Source organism: Streptomyces sp. NPDC020898, assembly GCF_044333925.1.
In the GTDB taxonomy this organism is placed as follows: Bacteria; Actinomycetota; Actinomycetes; order Streptomycetales; family Streptomycetaceae; genus Streptomyces.
On sequence record NZ_JBIRRV010000001.1, the window covers coordinates 784133 to 809549 of the forward strand.

The window sequence follows — 25417 nt, forward strand, 5'->3', positions numbered from 1 at the left end:
GACGAACAGAACAGACCACAGGCTAGTCACATGGGCTCTGACGGGCAATGGCCGCGCGATGCCGTAGTTGCCGTCCGTGACCGCCGGAGTGCCCTGAGGTCGCCCGGTCCGCACGAGAGTCGGTACAAGAGTCGGTACGAGAGTCAGTACGAGACGATGGCTCGCATGCCGCCCGAAAAGCGTCCCAAGCCCCCGCCCCGCCCCTTCACGGCCGTCGACTTCCAGCTGGTGCTGCTGCGCCGCATGGCCGACCACAACGCCGACCTGGTGGAGGACGCCCGCCACGAGCTGGGGGTGTCGATCGCGGACATGCGCGAGGCCAACAAGCGCTGGCAGGCAATGCTGCACTCCCCGCGCTCCCGAGCCGCCGCCTCCCGGTACCGCTCGATCCTCGGCACCCCCGAGTCGGTGACGCCCCGCAGGATCGGCGACCTGGAGTGCGAGGCCTGGCAGTGGCCGGTCCCGCTCTGGCCCGACCTGCGCTTCGAGGTCCTCGTCGCCCCGAACGGCGTGGCCTGGAACGAATGGCTGGTACGCACCCCGGGCGCCCCCTCCCCCGAACTCCGCACCCCGGACGACCTGCGCCCCTGGTCCTGCACGGTCGACGAGGTCGCCCACGCCTTCGCCCCCGCCCGCCCCCTGGAGGGCACCGCCCCGACCCGCTGGGGCCTGGCGTTCACAGCACCGGACGGGGCGGGGGTACGACGGGAGTGCGTGGCGGAGTTCACCTGGGGGTTGTTGCAACGGGTGGCGGTCAAGGACTGACGTGCCCGACGGTCCCTAAGCGGTCCTGGTGAAGTTGGGTGCGCAACCCGCGCCCCAAAGGGGCGCGGGGAACTGCGCGACCAGCCCCCACCGACCCGCGGCAAACGAACCGCATATCCCGCGGAGCGCTCAGCGGTTGACGGCGGCCCGCAGAATCGCTTGCACGACCACCGGTACGGAGTCCGGATGCAGGTCGAGGAAGAGGTTCGGCTCGATCAACTCCAGCTCCATGACCCGGGGTTCACCGTCGTCACCGAGAACGAGATCCACACGGGCGTACAGGAGACCGGAGTTGTCGGGCACAGCGGCCAACGCCCGCTCGGCGACGGCGAGTTCGGCCGGGGTCGGGATCCACTGTTCGAGGTCGGGATGGGCGACCTTGTCGTCGTCGTACGCCGTACCGGAGGCCAGCACCGCCCCCTTGCGGCTGGCGTGCAGAAGACGACCGCCGAAGAACTGCAGCGCACGTTCCCCGGTGGCGTCGATGCTCCCGATGTACGGCTGCACCATCGCGGTGAACCCCTCGGCGTGCATCCGCGCGAGATGCCGTACGGCCGTCTCCCGCTCCTCGGGCGTGTAGCGCGCGGCGTAACGGGCGCCGGCACCGGAGGTGGGCTTGACGACGTAGTCGTGGTCGTCCGGGAGATCGGGGGCGTCGCCGGGGGCGAGGTAGCGGGTGGGCACCGTGGGGACCCCGGCCGCGGCCAGTTCACCGAGGTACCGCTTGTCCATGTTCCAGCGCAGGACGCCGACCGGATTGGCGACCCGTACGACCTTCCCGCAGCGCTCCAGCCAGCCCGCGAACTCCTCCGCCCGCCAGCTGTAGTCCCAGGTGGACCGCACCACGGCGAGATCGAACCCGGCCCAGTCGACGTCGGGGTCGTCCCAGTAGGCAGGGGTCACGTCGGCCCCGGCTGCCGCCAACTCCCGTACCAGGAGCGAGAGATCACGGTCCCGGGTGGCCTCCGGCCGGGGGTCGTAGGTGACGATCGCGATACGGGCCACGGGGACTCCCTCTGTAAGGCGTGTAACTGCGCTTCACGGCTGATGCCGGATGAAGGCTAACAAGCGCTTGACCTTCACCTTCGGGGAAGCCGCAGCATCGGTGGTGCAGCAAGAACGAGGGACACGGCAGAAACCGGAGTACTCCACGATGAATCCCGACTTCCTGACCATCGGGGCGTTCGCCAAGGCGTGCCGGCTGTCACCGAAGGCGCTTCGGCTGTACGACGAGCTGGACCTGCTCCGCCCCGCCCGCGTCGACCCCGACACCGGTTACCGCTACTACGCACCCGGACAGCTGGAACAGGCCCGACTGGTGGCCTGGCTGCGTCGACTGGGAATGCCGCTGGCCCGTATCCGGCAGATCCGGGCCCTGGAGCCGCCGGCCGCCGCCCAGGAGATCCGCGCCTTCTGGGCCCGGGTCGAGAGGGAGACAGCCGCCCGGCGGGACCTCGCCATGTTCCTCGTCGACCACCTCTCGACACCACCGACACCACCGGTGTCGCCGACATCTCCGACATCGCCGAGGAAGGACACCTCACCCATGGCAAGCAGCAGCCCGCTCGAACTCCGTTACGCCGCCCGCACCGACATCGGCCTGGTCCGCGCCGCCAACCAGGACACGGCATACGCCGGTTCACGCGTCCTGGCCGTCGCCGACGGCTTCGGCCCCGGTGGCGCACCGGCCAGCACGGCAGCCGTCGAGGCCCTGAAGTTCCTGGACGCCGAACCCCTCACCGCCGGCAGCGTCCTGAACCTCCTGGAGGACGCGGTCCAGGGCGCCGCCCAGGCGGTCCGGGACATCGCCGGAACCGGGTACGAGAAGACGGGCGACGAGAAGACCGACGAGATCGGTACCACCCTCACCGCAATGGTGTGGACGGGCTCGCGCCTCGCCCTCGTACACATCGGGGACAGCCGCGCCTACCTCCTGCGCGACGGCGAGCTCTTCCTGATCACGCACGACCACACAGTGGTCCAGTCGATGATCGACGAGGGCCGGCTGACCCCTGAAGAGGCGGAGACCCACCCCCAACGCACCCTTCTCCTCAGGGCGTTGACGTCCGGCCCCGCCTCCCCCGACCTGCGCCTGCACGACGCCCGGCCAGGCGACCGGTACCTCCTCTGCTCCGACGGCCTGACCAGGGCCGTACCGGAGGACACCATCCAGCACCTCCTCACCACGACCCCCGGCCCGGACGCGACAACAGCCGCCCTCATCGGGGCCGCGAACGCGAACGGCGGCCCCGACAACGTGAGTTGCGTGGTGGCGGACGTGGTGCGGGGCGGCGGCGAGGGTCAGACGGTGGTGCGGTAGCCGGTCGGCGCCAGGGTGTGTCCTGTCACTGGCTGCTCTGTTGGCTGGAGGGCTGGAGGAGCTGGTCGACGGGTGCGTAGTCGTCGGTGAGCCACTGGGCATCGCCGATCCAGGAGGTGAGGTCGTCGCCGGTGGCGATCTTCCAGCCGGTCTGCCGGGCGTCCAGCGCCTCCTGGATCGCGCGTAGGTCGACCGGTCGGTCGGAGGCGAGCACCACCAGGTTGCCGCCGTCGGAGCTGGCGGTCGGGTCGAGGCCGATATCGGCGGGTGCGCCGACGAGGGCGACGTGCGCGAAGGTCTCGCTGAGGGTGGCTGCTTCGGCACGTGCGAAGGCCAGAGCGCCGTGATCGATGAGGTTGGCGACGTACAGGCCGTCCTCGTTGAGCACCCGCCGTACGTCGGTCATCGCTTCCACCGTGGTGAGGTGCCACGGCACGCTGACGCCCCCGAAGGCGTCGCCGACGACGAGGTCACGACTGCCTGCGTCCAGTTGCCGCAGGCCGAGTCTGCCGTCCTCGGCGCGAACGTCGATACCGGCTTCTGTTCTCAGACCGAGTTGGTCACGGTTGATGCGAACGACCCCGCTGTCGATCTCGGACACAAGGCTACGGGTTTTGGGCCGCGTGGCCGCGAGGTAGCGGGGAAGGGTGAGTCCGCCGCCGCCCAGGTGGTGGGCAGTCAGTGGCTCACCTTCGGGAAAGGCGGTATCGACCACCGACGCGATGGCGCGCACATACGTGAACTCCAGGAAGGTCGGGTCGTCGATGTCGACGTAGGAGTGCCGCAGGCCGTCCAGGACGAGTGTGCGGCCGCTGCTCCGGTCGGGGTCCGCGACGACCCGTGCGCAGTGGTACTTGGTCTCTGTGTCACAGCTGCCGGGCGCGACCAGGGTGGCGAGGCCGCCGGCAACGACCACGAGGGTGAGGGCAGGGGTGGTGCTCCACCGTCGCGTGCGCCACTCGACCAGCGCCGAGCCGACCACCAGCAGTGCTCCGAGGCCGATCAGGATGCCGCTGACCGGCATTCGCGATATGAGGACGAAGCCGGTGAGGACAGTGCCGACGATGGCGCCGACGGTGCCGACGCCGGACAGTCGGCCGACCACCGTTCCGGTCTCGGCGAGGCTGGTGAGACGCAGCTTGGTCACCATCGGCGTCACCGCGGAGAGCAGCGCGCCCGGCACGAGGAGGGTCAGCGACGCGATCAGCAAGAGCACTGCTGGTGCCCACTCCGCAGCGGTGCGCAGCACGGCGGGGGTGAGTGCCACGATCGCTCCCGACACCCCGAGCGCGGGGCCGATGAGCCGGCGTGGATCGACCTGGTCGGCGATGCGGCCACCCAGCCAGGAGCCGAGGGCGATCGCGGTGAGGGCGATGCCGATCACCATGGTGCTGGTCTCGAGGGTGAGGCCGAGGTAGGGAGCCAGTAGCCGCAGAGCGACGATCTCGACCACCAGGACTGCGGCCGAGGACCCGAACACCAGCACAGCAGCGGTACGGGACCCCAGGCCGTGGTGGCGAGGCGTGTCCTCGTCGACAGGTGAGGAAGACGATCCGGTCACGGGCGACATCCTTGCATGCGGCCCATCCGCAGACAGGAGTTGAGAGAATCGGCCGGTCAAGTTCCGCAAGCTCCGCAAGAGCAACAGCTCAGCCCGGCTGCGAACCGTCGTCCTCCGGGTCCCAGTCCAGCAACCGCACCTTCGCCACCGTCCGCACATGCCGTCGCATCGCGGCGGCTGCCTGCTTGGGCTGGCCGGCCTCGATCGCGTCGAAGATCGCGAAATGCTGGGCCAAGGAGCGGACGGGACGGCCCGGTTGACGCAGGGACTCGTGGCGGCTCTCGGTGATCTGGTCGGCGATCGACCGCATGAACTCGGCGAGAATGCCGCTGTGCGCCGCCGCCGTGACGGCGGCGTGGAAACGGCGGTCGCCCTCCACCCCGTCCGCGCCCTCGTCGATCTCCTGCCCCATGACGCCGAGCGCGGCACGCAGCTCGGCGATGTCCTCGTCCGTGCGGCGCTCGGCGGCCAGTTCGGCGAGCTTGGTCTCCAGTGCCTCACGGGCGTCAAGTACGTCGGGCAGCCGTCGCCGACGCTCGACGAGCCGTTCCACCGGTTCGAGGTCAAGGCTGTCGCGGACGAGATACGTACCGCCTCCGTGCCTGACCTCGACCAGTCCCTGGACCTCCAGGACGACGATGGCCTGCTTCACGGAGGCCCGGCTGACACCCAGCCGGGCGGCGAGGTCACGCTCGGGCGGGAGCCGGTCACCGACTCTCAGGCCTCCCTCAGCGACGTGGTTACGCAGCCGGTCGAGCACCTGCTCGTACAAGCGCGTCTTGGCTCCCACCGGGCGCAATGCGTCAGCCATGCCCTTCCCCCTCACCTCGGCCGCAGCGTAACACCGGGTAGCTGCCCGGGTCGGTGGCCTGTGGACGAGTGGCTCAGTGGTCGAGTGGATGAGTGGCTCAGTGGCCTAGTGGACTAGTGGCTGAACCAATTTGCGTCGGGTGTCTTGACGCCTGCCGAAGCCAACACCCAATGTGGTCCAGCCACTTAGCCAAAAGTGGCTGGACCACTCAGCCACTCAGCCATTCGGCCACTCCGCCAGTCGCCCACTCCGCCACTCGCCCGCTCGTCGACAAGGGACCCAAGGACGGGAGCCCCGTATGTCCGCCGAACTGATTTCGATCCTCGTGCTTGTCGTGGTGTTCGTGATCGCCACGACCCGCTCCATCAACATGGGCGCGCTCGCGTTCGCCGCAGCCTTCGCGGTCGGTGAGCTCGTAGCCGACCTCGACACCGACACGATCTTCGCCGGGTTTCCCGGTTCCCTCTTCGTCGTGCTGGTCGGGGTGACCTATCTGTTCGCGATCGCCCGGGCGAACGGCACCACCGACTGGCTCGTGCACGCGTCGATCCGGCTGGTGCGCGGGCGGGTCGTGCTCATTCCGTGGGTGATGTTCGTGCTGACCGGGGCGCTCACCGCGATCGGTGCGGTCAGTCCGGCCGCCGTCGCCATCGTGGCGCCGATCGCGCTGAGTTTCGCCGCGCGGTACGCCATCAGCCCCCTGCTGATGGGCGCGATGGTGGTGCACGGGGCCCAGGGCGGCGGCTTCTCGCCCATCAGCATCTACGGGACGATCGTCAACGGGATCGTCGAGAAGGAGAACCTGCCGGGCAACGAGATCGCCCTCTTCCTCGCCTCCCTCTTCGTCAACCTCGCGATCGCGGCGGTGGTGTTCGTGCTGTTCGGGGGGCTGAAACTGAGCCGCGGCAGCATCTCCGCCGAGGACGCGGAGGCCGCCGAGGCCACGCCCCTCAAGGGCGCCGACGGGGGCACGGCCACCGAGAACGGCACCGGTGTCTCCGTCCGTGAGAAGGACGCCACCCTCCTCACCCCGGCCCGCATCGCCACCCTCGCCTCGCTCGTCGCCCTGGTCGTCGCCGTGCTGGCCTTCGACCTCGACGCCGGGCTCACCTCCATCACCCTCGCCGTCCTGCTCGCCGCCTGCTGGCCAGAGGACAGCCGCAAGGCCGTCGGCCAGATCGCATGGACGACCGTCCTGGTGATCTGCGGTGTCCTCACCTATGTCGGCGTCCTTCAGGAGATGGGCACCATCACGTGGGCGGGCGAGGGCGTCGGTGACATCGGCGTACCGCTGCTGGCGGCGGTGCTCCTCTGCTACGTCGGCGCGGTGGTCTCGGCGTTCGCGTCGTCCGTCGGCATCATGGGGGCGCTGATTCCGCTGGCGGTGCCGTTCCTGGCGCAGGGGGAGATCGGTGCGGTCGGGATGGTGGCGGCGTTCGCGGTGTCGGCGACGGTGGTGGACGTCAGTCCGTTCTCGACGAACGGCGCGCTGGTGCTGGCATCGGCACAGGATGTCGACCGCGAGCGTTTCTTCCGGCAGTTGCTGGTGTACGGGGGGATCGTGACGGCAGTGGTTCCCGCGGTGGTGTGGCTGGTGCTGGTCGTACCCAACTGGGGGTGACAGCCGCCGCCACGGCACCTGTACGACCGGCGTGACGATCGACGACCAAAGGAGTACGACGCGTGTCCTCTCTCTTTCCCAGCCTGACCGGCGCCCCGGACCGGCGGCCCGCCCTGCGGTTCGGCGAGCGCTCGCTGACATATGCCGAGCTCGCCGCCTCGGCCGGAGCCCTCGCGGCGCGGATCTCCGGGGCGGGCGGCCGGGTCGCCGTCTGGGCGACACCGACGCTGGAGACGGCCGTCGGCGTCGTGGCCGCGCTGCTGGCCGGGGTGCCGGCGGTGCCGCTCAACCCGAAGTCGGGCGAGAGCGAGTTGGGGCACATCCTGAAGGACAGCTCGCCGACGCTCGTACTCGCCGCGCCCGGTGACCAACTCCCGGCCGCCTTCGGCTCGTTGGAGCGCGTGGACATCGGCGTACGGCCATCAGAAGTACCCGGGGCGACGAACGCCCCCGTCCCCGACCTCGAAACTCCCGCCCTGATCGTCTACACCTCCGGTACCACCGGCCCGCCCAAGGGTGCCGTCATCCCGCGCCGGGCCGTCGCCGCCACCCTGGACGCGCTCGCCGACGCCTGGCAGTGGACCTCCGACGACGTGCTCGTGCACGGGCTTCCGCTTTTTCATGTGCACGGTCTGATTCTCGGCATCCTGGGCCCGCTGCGGCGCGGCGGCTCGGTACGGCACCTCGGGCGGTTCTCGACGGAGGGCGTGACCCGCGAGCTGAACGCCGGGGCGACGATGCTGTTCGGCGTACCGACGATGTACCACCGGATCGCGGAGGCGCTGCCCGACGACCCGGAACTCGCCGGGGCGCTCGGCCGGGCCCGGCTCCTCGTCTCCGGTTCCGCCGCGCTGCCCGTGCACGACCACGAGCGGATCGCGGCGGCGACCGGCCGGCGGGTCGTGGAGCGGTACGGCATGACGGAGACCCTGATGAACACGAGCGTCCGCGCGGACGGCGAGCCCCGCGCGGGCACGGTCGGCGTACCGCTGCCGGGCGTCGAGGTGCGGCTCGTCGAGGAGGACGGGGCGCCCATCACGGCGTACGACGGGGAGACCGTGGGTGAGATCCAGGTGCGCGGGCCGAACCTGTTCACCGAGTACCTGAACCGGCCCGACGCCACCGCCGCCGCTTTCACCGCCGACGGCTGGTTCCGCACCGGTGACATGGCGGTGCGCGATCCCGACGGCTACGTCCGTATCGTCGGCCGCAAGGCCACCGACCTGATCAAGAGCGGCGGTTACAAGATCGGGGCGGGCGAGATCGAGAACGCGCTGCTGGAACACGCGGGCGTGCGCGAGGCCGCCGTGACCGGGGAGCCCGACGCGGACCTGGGTGAGCGGATCGTCGCCTGGATCGTCCCCGCGGATCCTCAATCCCCGCCGGACGCCGACGAGTTGGCCAACCATGTCGCCGGCCGCCTCGCACCGCACAAGCGCCCCCGGGTCGTACGCTTCCTGGACGCCCTCCCCCGCAACGACATGGGCAAGATCATGAAGCGGGCCCTGCCCAGTGGCTGATCCAACGACTGGCCCAGTGGCCGACCCACCTACCGACCCAGTGGCTGATCCACTGACCGGCCCAGTGGCCGACCCACTGACCGGCCGAACGCCCGACCGCCTCTCCGCCCGCGAGATCATCGCCGCCCTGTCCGACACCTCCGCCTTCACCGAACTCGCCTACCAGCAGCGCGAGCTCAAGGCCGACGGCCCCCTCTCCTGGCAGGGTTACGACGCCTCGCGCGCCCGTGCCGCCGCCCGCACCGGCGAGGAGGAGTCCGTCGTCTGCGGCACCGCCCGCATCGACGGCACCCCGGCCGTGCTGATCGCCTTCGAGTTCGGCTTCCTCGGCGGCTCGCTCGGCGAACGCACCGGAGACCGCCTGGAGTTGGCGTACACGTATGCGCGCGAGCACCGCCTTCCCGTCGTGCCGCTCGTCGCGACGGGCGGCAGCCGGATGCAGGAGGGCATGCTCGCACTGACCCAACTCCAGCGCGTGGCCCGGCAGTCGGCGCTCACCCGCGAGGCCGGTCTGCCGCAGATCGCGGTCCTCAGGGACCCGACGACGGGCGGCGGCTGGGCGACCCTGGGCGCGGGCGCCGATGTCGTCCTGGCACTGCCCGGCGCCCAGGTGGGCTTCGCGGGCTCCCGGGTCCGGCCGGCCGACGCGGACCCGGCGGCGTACACGGCCGAGGCCCAGGTCGCGGCGGGCGCTGCCGACATGGTCGTACGGCCGGAGGCGCTCCGGGAGACGCTGGCCCTGTGGCTCCGCCTGCTGAGCGTCGGCGAGAGGTCGACGGAGGCCGCCCCGCCACCGCCGTTTCTCGGTACCGCGCTCCTCCCTGCCACCGGCTGGGACGCGGTGCAGCGCGCCCGTTCGCCCCAACGCCCGTGCGCGGACGCCTACTTGGACGCCTACTTCGCCCGGCGTGCCGCGATCAGCGGCGACCGTTGCGGCGGCACCGACGCGGGTATGGCATGCGGGTTCGGGGAGCGCGCGACGGACGGACGGACCGTCGCGTACGCCGCCCAGCTCGGCACGGCCACCCGCCCCGCCGGCTATCGCACCGCCGCCCGGCTGATCCGCCTCGCGGACCGGCTCGGTATCCCGGTGCTGACCCTGGTGGACACCCCGGGCGCGGCCAACGACGCCGACGCGGAGCGCCAAGGCGCGGGCGCCGCGATCGCGGACCTCTTCGGTGCGGTCGCCGCCGCCCGCACCCCGGTCACCACGCTGCTGATCGGCGAGGGCGGCTCGGGCGGCGCCCTGGCACTCGCCGCCCCCGGCAACACCTGGGCCACGCCGGACAGTTACTTCTCCGTCATCGCCCCTGAGCTGGCGGCGGCCATCCTCAAGCGCCCGGAGGGGGCGGTGGAGGCGACGGCGGACCAGCTCCGGATCAGGCCGCAGGACCTGGTGGAGCTGGGGGTGGTGCGGGGGGTTGTGGGCCGCTGAACCCCTCGGCCACCGAACCCTGTTGACCATCGAAGGCTGGGCGTCTTTGGTCATCTTCCGCAACAATGGGATCGGCTGGCACTGGTTCATCGAGGTCACGCACAACGGGGGAGTGAACAGCGCATGAGCGGTACGGACGGGCTGGTGGAGTTCAAAACCGAGGACGGCGCCGTGGTCGTCGTGGAGGGCGTGGACGACGGCTCGGGCGCCCGGCTTGTCTCGCGCGGCGACGGACCGGCCCAGGCGGCGCGTACTTTCGAGGGTGCGCTGGACGGTGTGCGGGCGGCAGCCCAGTCCGCGCTGCGTGTTTTCCGGGAAGGTCCGCTCCAACCCGACTCCGTGGAGATCGAGTTCGGCGTGAAACTCGGCGCGGAGACGGGGGCGATTCTCGCGAAGGGTTCGGCGGAGGGCCACCTGGTCGTCAAGCTGAGCTGGTCGCCGGGGCGGGAGTCGCGGGCTCCGTCGGGCCCGGAGGCCGCCGACCAGCCATGAGCAACGCTGCCTGGCACACCAGGATCGTCTGCGGGAACGAGGTCGGAGCGGGGTTTCTGGTCTCCGCACGCCAGGTACTGACGTGCGCCCATGTGGTGTGGCGGAGCGACACGTCGGCCGTGACGGTGAGTTTCCCGCACTGCAAGGAACTCGGCGAAGTGTCCGCCACCGTAGCCGTGCGTGGCGGCTGGGCGGGCGGCGCCGCCGATCCCGGGGATCTGGCCCTGCTCGAACTGGACCGCGAGATACCTCTCGCCCCGGCCGTCTTCGCCCCGCCCGGCGCCGAGCACGGCAGTCCCTCTCCCGAGTTGGTCGCGTACGGCTTCCCGAGGGGGTACGACGAGGGAATGCTCGCCCAGTACCGGGCCGTGTCGGGCACGCTGATCGCCGATGAGTGGGTGCAACTGGAGGCAACCACGCCGCACGGCCAGGCGTTGGAGCCCGGGTTCAGCGGTGCGGCGGTCACCCTCCCGGACGGACGGGTGGTCGGCATGGTGTCGGCGGTCGCCGGGGCCAAAGGCGTACGTGTCGGCCGGATGCTGCCGACCCGTGTCATGGCCCGCTACTGGCCCGAACTCGGCTCCCTCGTCCCTCCGCCCGGCCACCACCCGGACACCGTGAGCCGGCTGTGCGCACTGGCCCGGCGCGCAGAGGCAGCGGGCCTGGACGTCGATCCGAACCGGTTGTACGTCGATGCCGTGGGACCGTTCGGTCCGCCGCTGCCAGACGGAGGCTTTCCCCGTCTGTGGTGGGCAGCTCAGTACGTCCAGTGGGAGGTCACCGCCCCCGAAGCGGTGACCCGCTTCGCGGACCGGCTGGCTGAACTGCTGGCGCAGCGGGAAGAACCCGCGAACCGCCCGCACTCCCCCGCCCCGGGCTGGTCCCCCATCCTCGTCGAGATCGACCACAGTGGCGCCGGCGGCGACCAGGTCACCGTCGAGGTGTCTGCGTACCGCGACGGACAGCGGCGTCCTGTGGGCACGCGCCGGCTGCCGCGTGCCGTCGTGCGGTCGTACGTCCAGGAGCACATCGACCAGGCGTTCACCCAACTCGCTCCCGGCGCGGACGAACTGGTCGCCTTCGTACTGCCCCGGGAGTGGCTGAACGAACCGGTGGCCCACTGGGAGTGCGGTGTCGAGGACTCCACCCCGCTCGGCTGCGCCTACCCCCTCGTCGTCGCCGACCGCTCCCGGCATCGCAGCGGTGCCGCGCGCCATCGGCTGGCCAAGAAGTGGCAGCGGCTTGACGCGGCTCCCGGCACGGCGCTCCACCGCGTCGAGTGCGGCACCCAGGAGAATCCGGCCGGACTCCGCAAACGGCTGCGGGAGGACGATGCGGGCCTGGCGGGTTTCGCGGCGCCGCCCGGAGTGGGGAGGCCACACTTCGAGGCCGGTCTCAACGCTCCGGTTCCGGTGCTGCTGTGGGCGCGCACCGGCTGCCCGGGTTCCGACCACGACGGGCCCTGCTCCGGCACTGCGTTCCTCGACGGGCTCAGCGCTTTCGTCGCAGGCCTCCCACCGAGCGAACTCCCGCGACACATCATGGAGTTGCGTGAAACGGCGGACGCGGCTGATGCCTCGGACGAGCACTGGGCGAAGGACGTGCAGCTCCTGTGGGACGACCCGCGCTGTTTCCCCGATCCTGCCCCTTCCCTGCACTCTCCCCTCGCCTGAGCCATCGCCCGCATCCCACGGAAATCCTACGGAGAAGAGCCCATGCCCCTGTGGCCCGTCTACACCGGCACCAACGAGCCGCACGACGGCATCTCGACGCTGCCGCCTCCCCCACCCTGGCGGGCCTTCGACGGCGGGCCGGTGCTCGGCGCCCCGGCCGAGGGCGACGCCTCCGCGACCTCTCCCGACCGCACCCACCGCGCCGAGACTTACCGGGCAACCCCGCAGACCGTACAACTGGTCAACGCCGCCCTCTATTTGCGCCGCCCCCTCCTGGTGAGCGGCCCACCCGGCACCGGCAAGTCGTCGCTCGCGTACGCGGTCGCCCGCGAGCTGTGCCTGGGACCGGTCCTGCGCTGGAACATCACCAGCCGCAGCACCCTCCACGACGGCCTCTACCAGTACGACCCACTCTCCCGGCTGTACGCGGCGAGGCAGGCGGCCCAGGTCTCCCCGGCGAGGGCCGGGCTCCCCGAGACCGAGTCGGGCATCGAGGACCATCTGCGCCTGGGCCCGCTCGGCACCGCGCTCCTCCCCTACGCCCGCCCTCGGGCCCTCCTCATCGACGAGATCGACAAGAGCGACCTGGACCTCCCCAACGACCTGCTGAATGTCCTGGAGGAGGGCCAGTACGAGATCCCCGAGCTGGTCCGCACCGCCCGCCACGCTCCCGGCGGCCGCGCCGAGGTGATGATCGACGGTACCGACGAACGTGCCCCGGTCGAGCGGGGCAGGGTCCGCTGCCACGCTTTCCCGTTCGTCGTCCTCACCAGCAACGGCGAACGGGAGTTCCCGCCCGCGTTCCTGCGCCGCTGCGTCACGCTGCGGCTGCGCCAGCCCGACGACACCCAGCTGGCCGACATCGTCCGCGCCCACTTCGACGGCGAGCCCGACGCCTACGCGCAGACCCTGATCAGCCGCTTCCTGTCCCGGGTGGGCGGCGGCGATCTCGCCACCGACCAACTGCTCAACGCGATCTACCTGGCCCGCTCCTCCGACCTGGCCGCGGACTCCCTCGACGAACTGGCGGAGCAGCTGATGCCGTATCTGAGCGAGGCACCGGAAGTCGATGCGTTCTGACGCGGCCGGCTCCCCGGAACTGCTGGCCCGCCTGGCCGACGTACTGGCCGAGGCGGCGGACGGTGTGCGCCCGACTCCGCTCGAATTGGCCGAACTCCTGTGGCTGGCCCGGCACATGGAACCCTCGGCGAAGACACCGGCCGCGCAGGTCCCGGAACGGCCGGACACGGCCGTACGAGAGTCCACGGAACCGGAGTCGATGCCGCGACCGCCTGTTCCGGAGCCGGGATCCTCCCGGTCCTCCGAGCCCCCTCGCGCTCCGCTGCATCTTCCGGCCCCGGCATCGGCCGCCGGGGCGGCGACCGCACCACACGTCTCACTCCTGGCTCCGGCGCCCCCGATGCTGCGCCGCCCTCTCGCGCTGCAGCGCGCGCTGCGCCCGCTCAAGCGCCGTATCGACGCGCCCGTGGGCCGTGAACTGGACGAGCGGACCACCGCCGACCGCATCGCCCGTCTGGGCGCGGACCCCGCTTGGTGGCTGCCGGTCATGCGCCCCGCTCAGGAGCGCTGGTTGCGTCTGAACCTGATCCACGACGCCGGCCCCACGATGCCTGTCTGGCGTCCTCTGATCCGCGAACTGCACACCGTGTTCGCCCAGTCGGGCATCTTCCGCACGGTGGCCCTGCACCGTGCGGAACCCGACGGCACGGTCCGTCACTCCAGCGCGCACGCCCCCGCCGACGGCCGCACCATCACCCTTCTGATCAGCGACTGCATGGGCCCGCAGTGGCGGGAGGGCCCGGTCGGCGCCCGCTGGTACGCGACGCTGCGCCGATGGGCACGCCGAATGCCCCTGGCCGTCGTCCAACCCCTGCCGGAGCATCTGTGGCGAAACTCGGCGCTGCCGGCCGTCCCGGGCCGTCTGTCGGCCCCGCATCCGGCGGCGCCCACAGCGACGCTGACTTTCACGCCGTACGACGCGTCGGCCCTCAATGAGTCGGAGGGCACCATCGCCGGCTCCGCCGTCTTCCTGCCGGTGCTGGAAGCGGGTCCGGACTGGCTGGCCAACTGGGCGTCGCTCATTGCGACTTCGGGCGGCGTGTCATTCCCTGCCTCGGCTGCGCGGCTGAGCCGTCCCCTGTCCGCCGACTCCGGCGACCGTACGGACGTCGCCCGGTTGTCCGCCGAGGACCTGGTCCTGCGCTTCCGCGCCACCGCCTCCCCGGAGGCCTTCCGGCTGGCCGGGCATCTCTCCGTCGGTCGCCCCGATCTGCCGGTCATGCGGCTGGTCCAGGCCGCCCTCGAACCCCGCCCACGACCTCAGCACCTCGCCGAGGTGATCCTCAGCGGCATGCTCACCGAGATCCCGGGCCCGCCGGGCTCGTACGCCTTCCGCCCCGGCGTACGGGACCTCCTGCTGCTCGGTCTGCCCCGTACCGCCCAGGGACGCACCTCGGAACTCCTGGCCCGGGTGGGCGGGTTGATCGACGCACGGGCGGGGACCGCACCGGGCGAGTTCCGGGCGTCGACGCCGGCGTCCTCGGGCCCGGAGACCGCAGTGGACAGCGACGCTTTCGCTACGGTCAGTGCGGACAGTGTGCGGCAGTTGTCAGGTGGCGCCGGAGCGGCCGGGAACCTGCTCGCGGGCCGATATCGCCTGGTCAGGATGACTGGGACCCAGGGCGTCAGCTGGCTTGCGGCAGACACGCAACGCGGTGACGAAACCGTCCTCGTGCAGACGTATCCCGGTCCGGCGCACTGGTTCCGCCTGAGTTTCATGGGCAGGGCCCACCGGCTCAGCCAGGTCCGCCACCCCGGGATCGCTCAGATCAGGGACTACGGCATCGATGGTGAAGTCCCGTATCTTGTCCGCGAGTTCGTTGATGGACGAAGTTTGCTCAGCCGAATGGCCCGGTCCCCGCACGGCCTTCCCGCTGCCGAGCTCATGGGCCTCGTGCCCCCGCTCGTCGAGGCGGTCAACGCTCTGCACGACCAGGACGAGCCGCACGGCGCCCTGAACTCCTCGCACGTCATCATCGCGCAGCGCGGCCCGGTCCTGACCTGCCTCGAAGTCACGTCCGCCCGCCCCGCGAACGGCGCGGACGATCTCCGGGCTCTTGGACGCATCATCCATGTGATGCACCGTGGAACCAGTGGAAGCAGCGCCGGGCATCAACTCCCCCTCCCATTCAAGGACTTGACTCTTCCTGAGCGGCTCGACGCAGAATTGCGTCTCGCAGTCTCAGAGTTGACGTCCAGCCATCTGGACACACAGCTGCTCGGCATCGACCGGCTCCGGCAGCTGCCTTCCCTCCGCGAACGCTCCCGGACCTATTCCCTCCTCGGCCCCCTGCGTGTCGCTGAGGACGGCCACCCCCTGGTCATCGGCTCCCCTGACGAACAGGCGATGCTCTGCATGCTGCTCCTCCAGAAGGGCGAGGCCGTCAGGCATGCCGAACTGGAGGTGGGGATCTGGGGCGACGCCCCCCCACCCGACGCACGTCACCTGGTGAGCACGCACGCCGCCCGCTTGCGCCACATGCTCGGGCCTGACTCCATGGTTACGGTCGAGGACGGATACGCCCTCCACACCAGCACGGACTTCGTCGACGTGGTCCGCTGCCAGCGGCTGGTGACGCAGGCAGAAAGGGAACGTTCGGCGCCGAACGCCATGCTGGCTCGCAGACACGTTGCCTCCGCCCTGGACCTGTGGCAGGGCACCCCCTTGGACGGCGTCCCCGGCCCCGCCGCAGCCGCGGCCCGCAGCCGCCTCCTCCAGCTCCGTCTCTCACTCTCCGCGACGCGAGCGGAACTCGACCTGGAACTCGGCGAGTTCGAACGAGCCGCCACCGACCTTGCCCAGCTCGTCCACGAACATCCCTCCCGCGAGGACTTCCGCCGCCTCCATCTGATCGCCCTCCGGCGGCAGGGCCACGTGGAGGAAGCCCTGGAGGCGTACGAGGAGTACGAGTCCTCCGGCGGGCGCAGTCCCGACCTGCTTGCCCTGGGACGCGAACTGCGCGATGAGCACGAGGAGTTCGGCGATCACCCGGGCTACTCCGAGAGTCACTCGGACGACTCTGCCGCCTCGTCGGCGCTCGGCGCCCCGGACGGCTTCGTCGCCGCGCTGGACGAGTTGCCGGAGGGCCCTTTCCCCACCGAGGACGAGCTGCCGACACACCTCCTCTCCTCCCAGGAGGAGTCGTCCGAGGAGGTCGCCCTCCCCGAGGACGAGGGGCTGGAGAGCGCGTTCGCCACCGAGGACGAGTCCGCCGACCATCCCTACGACTCCCGTGACGAACCTCGGGAGTTCCCCGACGGCTTCGATGGCTTCGACAACTTCCACCTGGAACCTCCGGACGACCTGGACGCCCCCTACGACGGCGATTCCGACGACGACCAACGGAACGGCCCGGTCTACGAGCACGGCATGTATTCGGACGCCCCGCAGGCCCTCCCAACCGCCGGGACCCACCGCACCTGCGCGTTCTACGACTTCGCGGACGGCGCGCAGGAGCCGGACACGCACGCGGCGCTGGGGCGGGCCGTCACGCGGCTGCTGACAGCGAGCGGGCTGAGGGACGACGAGTACGACCTGACCGAGCACCCCGGGGGCTACCTCGTCCTCGCCCGAGAGGGCGTCTCCGCCCTGCCGCTGCTCTCCGCCACCCTGCGTCAGCTCCGCGACAGACTCGTGCAGCCGGCCGGTGTCCGGCTGCGAGTTCTCTTCCGGCACACCGGGGACGAAGGGCTCGACCAGCAGCCCGACCCTGAGGCCGCCCAAGCCACGCTGGACGACTCCGGGGCATACGCCATCGTCGCTGTGACCTCGCCCCTGAGCACCGAACTGGCCGCCGAGAGCGACTCCGCTCCCCTGCTGGAACCCTTCGCCCCGGACCGGGAAGGCCACCGGCCCGCAGGCCGGCACCTGCTGTTTCTCCCACCCAGGACGCTCACCGACGGTACGTCCCGTCCGTCCCCGGTGCTGGGCCCGTACGCTCTGCCTCCCAACCGGGACCAGTTCCCCATGCCCGTCAACAGGACGAGGACCGTTGTCTTCGCCACGCCCGACGGCGAGTTCTCTTCCACGCTCACCCCGGCTGTGCGCACCTACTACGAAGTGATCCTCTCGGAGCACCACACGCCCTTCGCGCTCACCGAGTCCTCCCGGTACGGCGTCTGCGCCTTCACCGCCCGGGGCGAGGTGATGTGGCAGGTCGACGATCCGGTCGAGGTGGTCCGGCACACCACACGACACGCCCGGGAGGCCGACGTACCCGAGCTGTTGGAAGACATCCTGCGCGGGGAACTCCGTCCCATCGTGCCCAACTACCCCCCCACACACGTCGGCGAGGCAGAGCGGATTCTCGAAGAGTGCGTGGGCCGACACGTCGTGCCCGGCTACGCGTCCCGCTGGAGCATCTCGCTGACCACATCGCCCTCGCCCACCGTCCTCACATCCCAGCGAGGCGAACTCGGCATCGCCGACGCCATCACCTCGGCCGACTGCGTGATCCTGGGATTCAACGGCCCTTTGACCAGGCTGCACGGAACGCGAGAGGCAGCCGCTGCGGTACGCGAGCTCGCCCAGCTCCTCGTCGAGCGGCGCGACCCGGACGACGTACAGCCACCACACCCGCTGGAGGGCTACGCCAATCCGCTCGACCTGCTGCGTGCGTTCGCCGACCACGAACTCGCGGGGGAACTGCGCGAGCGGCTGGACGACATCGAGATCCGGGCTGTACTGACCGCCGAGCCCAGGCCGTACGCGGATCTACTGGTCCGCACTCTGCAGGCGAAGGGGGTGGGGATCGCCGTCGTCACCGACCATGCGACGCGCGCTGCGGAGTCCTATCTGCGCGACCGTGCTCTGATGCCCTGTCTGCGCGGCGGCGTGCACGGCCGTGGCACCGATTTGACCCGGCTGCTGCCTCATCCGTACAGCCTGACGGCCGCCCTGGAGCAGTTGGGCACTACCGCTTCCCGGTCTCTCTTCCTCGGCTACTCCGCGACGGAACGGCGGGCGGCTCACTCGCTCGGGTTGCCCTTCATCGCCTTCGCCCGCGATGAGCAGGCGCAGCAGCGGCACAGCACGCCGGACGGCACGCCTCTCCTCGTATCGGGGCTGCTCCCGCTTCTTGTCGCGGCCCGCTCCCGATGACTCGCGGCTTCACTTATGAATTCCTCATTTTAGGCATACAGGATAAATTACCCATTCAGCCGCACCCCACCCGGCCCTCCAGAACAGGCGTCCGCCCCTCTCACCCCCGCACGATGCCAGTGGAGGCCCGCCGATCGGCGGGCCCGTACGGTCTGCGCTCTCGGGAGGATCTGCCATGACCGTCAGTCTGGAACAGCTGCGCCGCTGCCATTTCGCCGTCGACCTCGGGGCCGCGCGGACCCGGGTGTACGTCAAGGGTGCCGGGGTCGTCGTCGACCAGCCGTCCGTCGCCGCCGTGAACACCAAGACCGGGGCGCTGATCGCGGTCGGGGAGTTCGCCGAGAAGATGACGGGACGTACGCCGGACTACATCCGGGTCGTGCGGCCCGTGTCCGGAGGGACCGTCGTCGACATCGAGATGGCGCAGCGCATGCTGCGGCATCTGATCGGTGACAAGGTGCGGCGGACATTGCGCCGCAAGCCGTTCCTGCGGGCCGCCGCCTGCTACCCGCACGACGCCGACCCGCTCGCGCAGCGCGCGGCCATCGAGACGCTCGTCGGGCTCGGTGCCCGGCGCGTCGAGCTCGTCGACACGCTCGTCGCCGCCGCCGTGGGGTGCGGGCTGCCCGTCGAGCGGCCCGAGGCGACCATGGTCATGGTGTGCGGCGCCGCCGCCACCCAGCTCGCCGTTCTCTCGCTCGGTTCGATCGTGACCGCCGAGCGGATTCCGGTCGGCGGGGAGGCCGTCGACCACGCGATCGTGCAGCACCTGCGCCATCAGCACGAGCTGATGCTCCCGAGCCAGTCCGTACGTCCGCTGCAGCTCGCCCTCTCCGGCAACGGGCTCACCCCGCACGGGCCGGTGTCCACCGAGATCCACGGCCGGGACGTCGCCACCGGCCTCGCCCGTTCCGTCCAGGTCGACACCGCCGCTGTGCGCGATGCCATCCAGACGCCGCTGACCGCCGTGCTCGACGGGATCGGCAAGGTGCTGCGGAACTGCCCGCCCGATCTGGTGGCCGACCTCGCCGACCGCGGGATCATGATGGTCGGCGGCAGCGCGCTGCTCCCCGGGTTCGACCAGATGCTGCGGCAGGCCACGGGCATGCCGGTGCACATCGCCGAACGGCCCGACGTGTGCGCCGTACAGGGCCTCGGATACATGCTGGAGGGCAAGATCGCGCCGCTGGTGCTGGATCCGCTGGCCACCTGAACCGGCCACTCCGGCAACCCCCTCCACCCGGATGTCCGGCCACGCGCCCCCGCCCCCGAGCCCTCCTCCGTCTCCCCTCCCGCCCCGTCTCGAAGCCGTACTCGGCATCGGTACCGATCTCGAACTGCGCACCACGCTCCAGCACATCGTGGACGGTGCCGCGGAGTTGACCGGTGCCCGGTACGCGGGCCTCGGGATGGCCGACCCCGGGCACGACGGTCTGGTGGAGATCCGCAGGGCCGATCTGGGGCGGGCCGAACGGGAAGGCATCGCCGTCATCGATGTGCCGATCCTTGTCAACGACGACGAGGAGGAGTTCGGGCGGCTGTACCTGGCCGAGAAGCTCGACGGCAGTCAATTCGGTGACGAGGAACGGCAGTTGCTGCGACTGCTCGCCACGCAGGCCGGGATCGCGATCGGCAACGCCCGCCTGTACGAGACCGCCCGGCAGCGCGAGCGCTGGATCGAGGGCGCGGCCGCCGTCACCACCGCGCTGCTCACCGGTGGGGCCGCCGCCGACGCCCTGATGACGGTCGCCGACCGGGCCCGGCTGCTCGCCGACGCCGCCGCGGGCGTCATCCTCCAGCCGACGGACGAGGGCGGCATGGAGGTCGTGACCGCCTCGACGCTCGACGACTCCGATGACATCGTCGGGACCACCATCGCCCCCGGCAGCCCTGTCCTTGTCCAACTCCTCGGCGGGGACCCGGTGTTCGTCGACGACTCGGCGACCGACCCGCGGATGACGACCCCTGTACGGCACCGGTTCGGGCCGAGCATGCTGCTGCCGTTGCAGGCCGAGGGGCGGCTGATCGGGACCCTCGCGCTGCCGCGCCGGCGCGGTGACCGCCCGTACACCGACACGGAACGGCTCCTCGCCACGCAGTTCGCCTCGCAGGCCGCCCTCGCACTCGTCCTCGCCGACGCCCGGCGCCGCCGTGCCCGTCTCGCGGTGTACGAGGACCGCGACCGGATCGCCCGCGACCTGCACGATCTCGTCGTCCAACGGCTGTTCGCCACCGGCATGATGCTGGAGTCCACCCAGCGACGGGCCGGCGGCGACGAAGCGGTGCGCGAGATCCTCGGGCAGGCGGTCGACGAACTCCAGGCCACCGTCCAGGAGGTCCGTACGACCATTTTCGCCCTGCAGCAGCCCCCGGCCGACGCACCGACGACCTTCCGCGGCAAGGTACTTCGGGAGGCGGCGAGCGCGGCGGCGGTGCTCGGCCGCAGGCCTTCCCTCCACTTCACCGGACCCGTCGAACACCGCGTCCCGCCCCCTGTCGCCGCCCAGCTCCTCACCGCCCTGCGCCGCGCCCTCGCCACCGCCGTACGCCGCCCCGGTGTCACCCGCGTCGAGATCAGGATCGACGCGACGGCGGTCCTGCCGGACGGCCGGAACGGCGTACGGCTGACGGTGTACACCGATGACGGCAACGGCGATGACACAACAGGCGCAGACGCGGGGACGACGGCCATCTGGCAGGCCCCGCTGGGAGACGGCACCCTGTAGGGAGGTCACGGACCGTGGACGGCGGAGGGCAGCCAGTGACGGACACTGACACGCGTAACGGGACGCTCGTGGGCACTCGCGTCGGCATGCGCATCGACACAGGCAGGGATACCGGGAGGGACACCGGCACGGGCACGCTCGTCGAGGCGCGGGTCCGTTCGCGCGTCGGCGTGACCGGGCACCGCTCGATACCGCCCGCCGTCCTGCCGTCCGTACGCACGGGAATCCGGCGCCAACTCCAGGGCGACGAGGAGCTGGAGGTGCTGAGCAGCCTGGCGGCCGGCGCCGACCAGCTGTTCGCGGACATCGCCCTGGACCGGGGAATCCCGGTCATGGCCGTGATCCCGGGTATGGACTACGAGGCCCACCTCGGCGACGCCGCCACGCGTGCCTCGTACCGCCGCCTCCTCGACTCCTGCCGTACACGCGTGAACCTGCCCTTCGAGGCGACCCACGAGGAGGCCTACTTCGCGGCGGGCCGCTGGATCGTCGACCACGTCGACCGGCTGGTCGCGGTGTGGGACGGGCAGCCCGCGCGGGGGCTCGGCGGCACCGGTGACGTGGTGGCGTACGCGCGGCGCACGGGGGTTCCGGTGACGGTGCTGTGGCGGCCGGGGGTGCTGCGCGCCTGACTGGGCCAAAGGGACTCGGACTTGGGCAAGGGGACTCGGACTTGTCAGCCGAGCCCCTCCCCCGCGCGCCCTCGTCCTGGGCGCGCGGGGAGGGACAGGTCACTTGTAGGTGATGTCCGAGGCGCTGTAACGGCAGTGCGTGCCGTCCGGGCCGCTGCCGAGGGACGGCGGTTCGGCTCCGGAGGAGTTGCCCTGGAAGCGCTCGCAGATGACGATCTTCCTGCTGCTGTCGCCGACGACCGTGATCCCCGAAATCGTGGCCGTGTCCCCGTAGTTGGCGTTGATCCCGACCAGTACCTTGCCCGGGCTGGTCGCCCGGACGTTCTTCACCACGATGTGGCGCTCGTACTGCGTCTTGCAGTTGCCGCACGCGCGGACCAGCTTGCCGAAGTCGGCGACCTGGAAGTTCTGGACGGTGAGCGTGCCGGCGCCGTTGAACTGGAAGACCTTGTCGTCCGCGTTCCGCGCGCCGCCGCCGGAGACGAGGTACGTGGCCGAGGCCGACTTGCCCTTGAACGTGGCCGCGTCCTCGCCGACGTCCTCCCACCACACGTTCTGGAGTGTGCAACTGCCCAGGCAGTGAACGCCGTCGGCGGCCGGAGCACCCAGGACCACGTTCTTCAGCACGGCGCCGTCGGCGAGTTCGAAGATCGGGCCCTGGTTCTCGTCCTGGCCGGCCCCGCCGAGGCCACCGGAGCCGAAGAAACGACTCAGGCCACCGTCGTACGTACCCGAGACCTCGATGCTCGCGGTGACCGCCTTCACACCGGCGACAACGGGCCACACGCCCAGGGCCGCACCGCCGGCGGAGTCCGTTCCGGAAGCCGGGACGGTGTGGGCGTCGGCGGACTTGCTCGCCGCGGCGGAGGCGGCGGCAGCAGCAGCAGCTGCCTTGGAAGCCGAGACCGGAGCAGAAACCGACGGTGAGGCGGACGGTGAGACGGACGCCGACGGTGAAGCCGACGCGGACGCCGGACTGCTCGCCGAGGCCGAGGCCGACGGAGGTGTTGTCGGCGACGGCTTGTCCTTCGCCACCAGGGTCCAGCTCTTGGCGCTCGCCTTGTCGCAGGAGTTCTGCTGCGCCAAGGCGCCCTTGATGCTGAGGCACTTGGCGCTCTTGGCGTTGACGAGGTGGTAGGCGCCACCGACCGCGGTCAGTTTCCACACCTGCGACGTGCCGCCGTCACAGGTCTGCTGCTGCACGGCCTTGCCCGCGGAGGCCGATGCGCCCTTGACCCCGGCGCACAGGGCGCCGACCGCGCTCTTGACCGTGAACCCGCCGCCGCTGTCGGCCAGTTGCCAGGTCTGTCCGGCGGCCGAGTCGTCGCACGCGACCGTGCCCAGCTGCGCACCGCTCGCGGTGGTCTCCGTCGCCCCGGTCAGGCACGTGTCGTCCGCCGCGTTCACCAGACGGTAGGTGCCGGCGCCCGGGCTGGACGCGGACGCCGACAACAGCATCCCGCCGGCTACCGCGCCACCGCCCAGGACCGCGATCAGCGCACCGATCAGGAGACCCCTGCGGCCGCTCGTTCTCCTGCGGCGCGGCCTGCTGCGCCCAACTGCTCTCTTGCCCACGTCGTCACTCTCGTTCGGGAGTTCGCCCTGTCCGTTTCGGACAGCCCTTTGTCGCCACCGACGGTGTGGAGGTTGCCGTGGCCACGTAACTTTTGTGTTTCCCGAGTGAGCGTGGCGTGGGAGGGGAGTGAGCGCCGAGTGATCAGTGAGAGGCGCGGCTCCAGCCGGTCGTCCCGGTCATCCCCCGAACCGCACCAGCCAGTCGGTGTGCTGCGGTGACACGACCCGTTCGGCCTCAGCCACCGCCTCCGCCCACCCGGCCTCCGTCACCGTCCTGGTCATCGTGACGCGCAGGGTCTCCAGGTCCTGTTCGACGTGGGAGTGCGCGTACGTCAACGGCCTGTGCCGCCGCACCTCCTGCCACGCCACCCCGGCCGCCGCGCCGGCGCTGAGGAGCCCTGTGACGTCCCAGCCGCCGATCACGCCCATGGCCCTGAGCACGGCGGACAGCAGGGCGAGCAGCGTCAGCGCGGCGGTGACGGAGGACCAGCGCACGGAGGAGCGATGCGACTGCGCGGCCCGGTTCTTGTACCAGACGAACTGCTCGAGTAATCGGTCGCGGAGGTAGATGTCCCGGCGCGCGGCGAAGGGCTTGGCGCGCACGGCCCGCATGGCCGGGGTGATCTGTCCGGCGCCACGGGCGTGGGGCCCGTTGCGGGAGTCCTCCCACCCCACCCGTCTGAGTTCCCGCAGCCGCTCCTCCAGCCGTTCCGCGAACAGTCCGTCGGGGTCGGCGACCCGGGAGTGGAAGGGCCCGCCGTGCACCATGTACTGCCAGGCGAGCGACTTCAGCAGCTCGGCCGCATCACGGTGGGCCCGCCACTGGGCGCGGGCGCGGCGGCGGGCGGTGTGCAGGCCGATCGCTATCGTGACGGCGTAGAGAATCGCCGCCAACGCCGCTGGAAGATGACTGTCGAAACGTTCCGCCAACATCGCCATCGTCGTCGCCGACAGCAGAACCAGCAATTGCCTGCGCACCGCGGCCAAGGACTCACTCTGCCGGCTCAGCGCCCGCCGATCGCTCACCATGAAGAGCGGCGGTAGATCGTTGTCACTCAACGTGACACTGGGTCCCGGAGTCCTGGCGTGCAATTGACTCACCCCCGCGGTCATTGCGCACACAAACGTCCACTCTTCGAAAATCAGAGTATGAAGTCGAACGGCCAATGTCACCCTCGCCGTCGGCCTCCGATATCGTCCGCGTCAAAACCAGGCAACAGCGCGAGGAGCCACGAACCAGCCATGACCCTCTCCTCCCGTTCGGCCGCCCAACTGCGGGAAGTGATCGCGGAGTTGGGGGTCCGCCCCGCCGTGCCCCTCCTCGTGCACGCCTCCCTCGGCGGGACCGGGCTCGGTCCCTCTGTCGTGCGGGACGTTCTGCTGGGTGCGCTGGGGTCCGGTGGGACGTTGGTGGTGCCTGCGTTCACGGCCGAGAACTCCGACACCTCGCGGGCGTATCTGGCGGCCACCGAGGGGATGAGTGAGCGGGAGAAGGCCGCGTTCCGGGCCTCGATGCCGGCGTTCGCGGCGGACAGCACACCGTGCCCTTCCGTCGGCGCGCTGGCCGAATGTGTGCGGACCACTCACGGTGCCGTGCGCAGTGCTCATCCGCAGACCTCGTTCGCCGGACTCGGGCCCAGGGCCGCGGAGTTGCTCGGCCGGCACGATCCGCACTGTCATCTCGGTGAGCGCTCGCCGCTGGCCGCGCTGTACGCGGCGGATGCCCAAGTCCTGCTGCTGCGGGTCGGGTTCGAGGTGTGCAGCGCGTTCCATCTGGCCGAGTACCGGACGACATCGCCCGTGCCCCGGCGTACGTACCGGTGCGTGGTGGGTGAGCGGGGGAACTGGATCTCGTACGAGGATCTCGTCCTGGACGACAGCGACTTCGGCGTGCTGGGGGAACGGCTGCCGCGCGAACTGGTGGTGGAGCGGGAGTGGGCCGGAAAAACGGTCACCCTTTGCGCCATGCGCGCCATCGTGGACCACGCAGTCGATCAGATGGCCGGTGGTCGCCCCGGACTGCCGTAAAAACGGGTCCCGGCATCTCAGCCCGTCCGGCGTTTGAGGACGAGGCCCGTTCAGGGCCGGCAGCAGAGGTCTGGGGG

Annotated in this window: 17 protein-coding genes and 2 pseudogenes; 13 read left to right on the forward strand and 6 right to left on the reverse strand. The window is 70.8% G+C overall.

Annotated features, from left to right (window positions below):
* Positions 1-156: 156 nt before the first annotated feature.
* Entirely contained in the window at positions 157-765 is a 609-nt protein-coding gene (locus ACH4TV_RS03490; protein ID WP_398393769.1) for a hypothetical protein, read from the forward strand.
* Positions 766-894: 129 nt separating this feature from the next.
* Here ACH4TV_RS03490 and ACH4TV_RS03495 read toward each other — a convergent pair whose 3' ends face one another.
* A complete protein-coding gene (locus ACH4TV_RS03495; protein WP_398393771.1) occupies positions 895-1770 on the reverse strand; it encodes a RimK family alpha-L-glutamate ligase in 876 nt (291 codons plus the stop codon).
* 148 nt (positions 1771-1918) lie between these two features.
* On the opposite strand from ACH4TV_RS03495, the gene ACH4TV_RS03500 reads away from it, so the two are divergent.
* The gene (locus ACH4TV_RS03500) at positions 1919-3085 is read left to right on the forward strand and encodes a MerR family transcriptional regulator (RefSeq protein ID WP_398393773.1); all 1167 of its coding nucleotides are present in this window, start codon (positions 1919-1921) and stop codon (positions 3083-3085) included.
* Positions 3086-3110: 25 nt separating this feature from the next.
* Here the strand turns inward: ACH4TV_RS03500 and ACH4TV_RS03505 are convergent, their stop codons facing one another.
* Both ACH4TV_RS03505 and ACH4TV_RS03510 read right to left on the reverse strand, forming a co-directional pair.
* Complete coding sequence (locus ACH4TV_RS03505; protein WP_398393775.1) at positions 3111-4646, reverse strand: fused MFS/spermidine synthase; 1536 nt, start codon at positions 4644-4646, stop codon at positions 3111-3113.
* Positions 4647-4734: 88 nt separating this feature from the next.
* The gene (locus ACH4TV_RS03510) at positions 4735-5457 is read right to left on the reverse strand and encodes a FadR/GntR family transcriptional regulator (protein WP_398393777.1); all 723 of its coding nucleotides are present in this window, start codon (positions 5455-5457) and stop codon (positions 4735-4737) included.
* 298 nt (positions 5458-5755) lie between these two features.
* On the opposite strand from ACH4TV_RS03510, the gene ACH4TV_RS03515 reads away from it, so the two are divergent.
* The 10 genes from ACH4TV_RS03515 (at position 5756) to ACH4TV_RS03560 (ending at position 21737) form a co-directional block, all read left to right on the forward strand.
* Positions 5756-7078 carry an SLC13 family permease gene (locus tag ACH4TV_RS03515; RefSeq protein WP_398393779.1) on the forward strand — a complete coding sequence of 441 codons (1323 nt, stop codon included), beginning with the start codon at positions 5756-5758 and terminating at the stop codon, positions 7076-7078.
* A gap of 62 nt (positions 7079-7140) precedes the next feature.
* The gene (locus tag ACH4TV_RS03520; RefSeq protein WP_398393781.1) at positions 7141-8598 is read left to right on the forward strand and encodes an acyl-CoA synthetase; all 1458 of its coding nucleotides are present in this window, start codon (positions 7141-7143) and stop codon (positions 8596-8598) included.
* A 64-nt stretch (positions 8599-8662) separates the two neighbouring features.
* Positions 8663-10033: a carboxyl transferase domain-containing protein gene (locus ACH4TV_RS03525; RefSeq protein WP_398393783.1), complete on the forward strand. Its 1371-nt coding sequence runs from the start codon at positions 8663-8665 to the stop codon at positions 10031-10033.
* 123 nt (positions 10034-10156) lie between these two features.
* Complete coding sequence (locus ACH4TV_RS03530) at positions 10157-10525, forward strand: CU044_2847 family protein (RefSeq protein WP_398393785.1); 369 nt, start codon at positions 10157-10159, stop codon at positions 10523-10525.
* A complete protein-coding gene (locus ACH4TV_RS03535) occupies positions 10522-12198 on the forward strand; it encodes a trypsin-like peptidase domain-containing protein (protein WP_398393787.1) in 1677 nt (558 codons plus the stop codon). Before ACH4TV_RS03530 ends, ACH4TV_RS03535 begins: the two co-directional genes overlap by 4 nt.
* Before the next feature lie 42 nt (positions 12199-12240).
* Positions 12241-13278 carry an AAA family ATPase gene (locus tag ACH4TV_RS03540; RefSeq protein ID WP_398393789.1) on the forward strand — a complete coding sequence of 346 codons (1038 nt, stop codon included), beginning with the start codon at positions 12241-12243 and terminating at the stop codon, positions 13276-13278.
* Positions 13268-18379 (forward strand): SAV_2336 N-terminal domain-related protein, encoded by a 5112-nt coding sequence (locus ACH4TV_RS03545; protein ID WP_398393791.1) that lies wholly within the window; start codon positions 13268-13270, stop codon positions 18377-18379. Before ACH4TV_RS03540 ends, ACH4TV_RS03545 begins: the two co-directional genes overlap by 11 nt.
* Before the next feature lie 175 nt (positions 18380-18554).
* On the forward strand, positions 18555-19592 hold the full coding sequence (locus ACH4TV_RS03550; protein ID WP_398393793.1) for a rod shape-determining protein: 1038 nt from the start codon (positions 18555-18557) through the stop codon (positions 19590-19592).
* 31 nt (positions 19593-19623) lie between these two features.
* A complete protein-coding gene (locus ACH4TV_RS03555; RefSeq protein WP_398393795.1) occupies positions 19624-21105 on the forward strand; it encodes a GAF domain-containing sensor histidine kinase in 1482 nt (493 codons plus the stop codon).
* 86 nt (positions 21106-21191) lie between these two features.
* A complete protein-coding gene (locus ACH4TV_RS03560) occupies positions 21192-21737 on the forward strand; it encodes a hypothetical protein (protein WP_398393797.1) in 546 nt (181 codons plus the stop codon).
* A gap of 99 nt (positions 21738-21836) precedes the next feature.
* Here ACH4TV_RS03560 and ACH4TV_RS03565 read toward each other — a convergent pair.
* The 3 genes and pseudogenes from ACH4TV_RS03565 to ACH4TV_RS03575 form a co-directional block, all read right to left on the reverse strand.
* Positions 21837-22628: pseudogene (locus tag ACH4TV_RS03565) on the reverse strand (pectate lyase); the annotation flags it as partial.
* 183 nt (positions 22629-22811) lie between these two features.
* Positions 22812-23195, reverse strand: a pseudogene (locus ACH4TV_RS03570) (RICIN domain-containing protein); the annotation flags it as partial.
* A 294-nt stretch (positions 23196-23489) separates the two neighbouring features.
* Positions 23490-24371, reverse strand: coding sequence for a DUF4231 domain-containing protein (locus ACH4TV_RS03575; RefSeq protein WP_398393799.1), 882 nt, complete (start codon positions 24369-24371; stop codon positions 23490-23492).
* Between the two features lie 183 nt (positions 24372-24554).
* Between ACH4TV_RS03575 and ACH4TV_RS03580 the strand changes: the two genes are divergently transcribed.
* Positions 24555-25340: an AAC(3) family N-acetyltransferase gene (locus ACH4TV_RS03580; RefSeq protein WP_398393801.1), complete on the forward strand. Its 786-nt coding sequence runs from the start codon at positions 24555-24557 to the stop codon at positions 25338-25340.
* Positions 25341-25417: the final 77 nt, after the last annotated feature.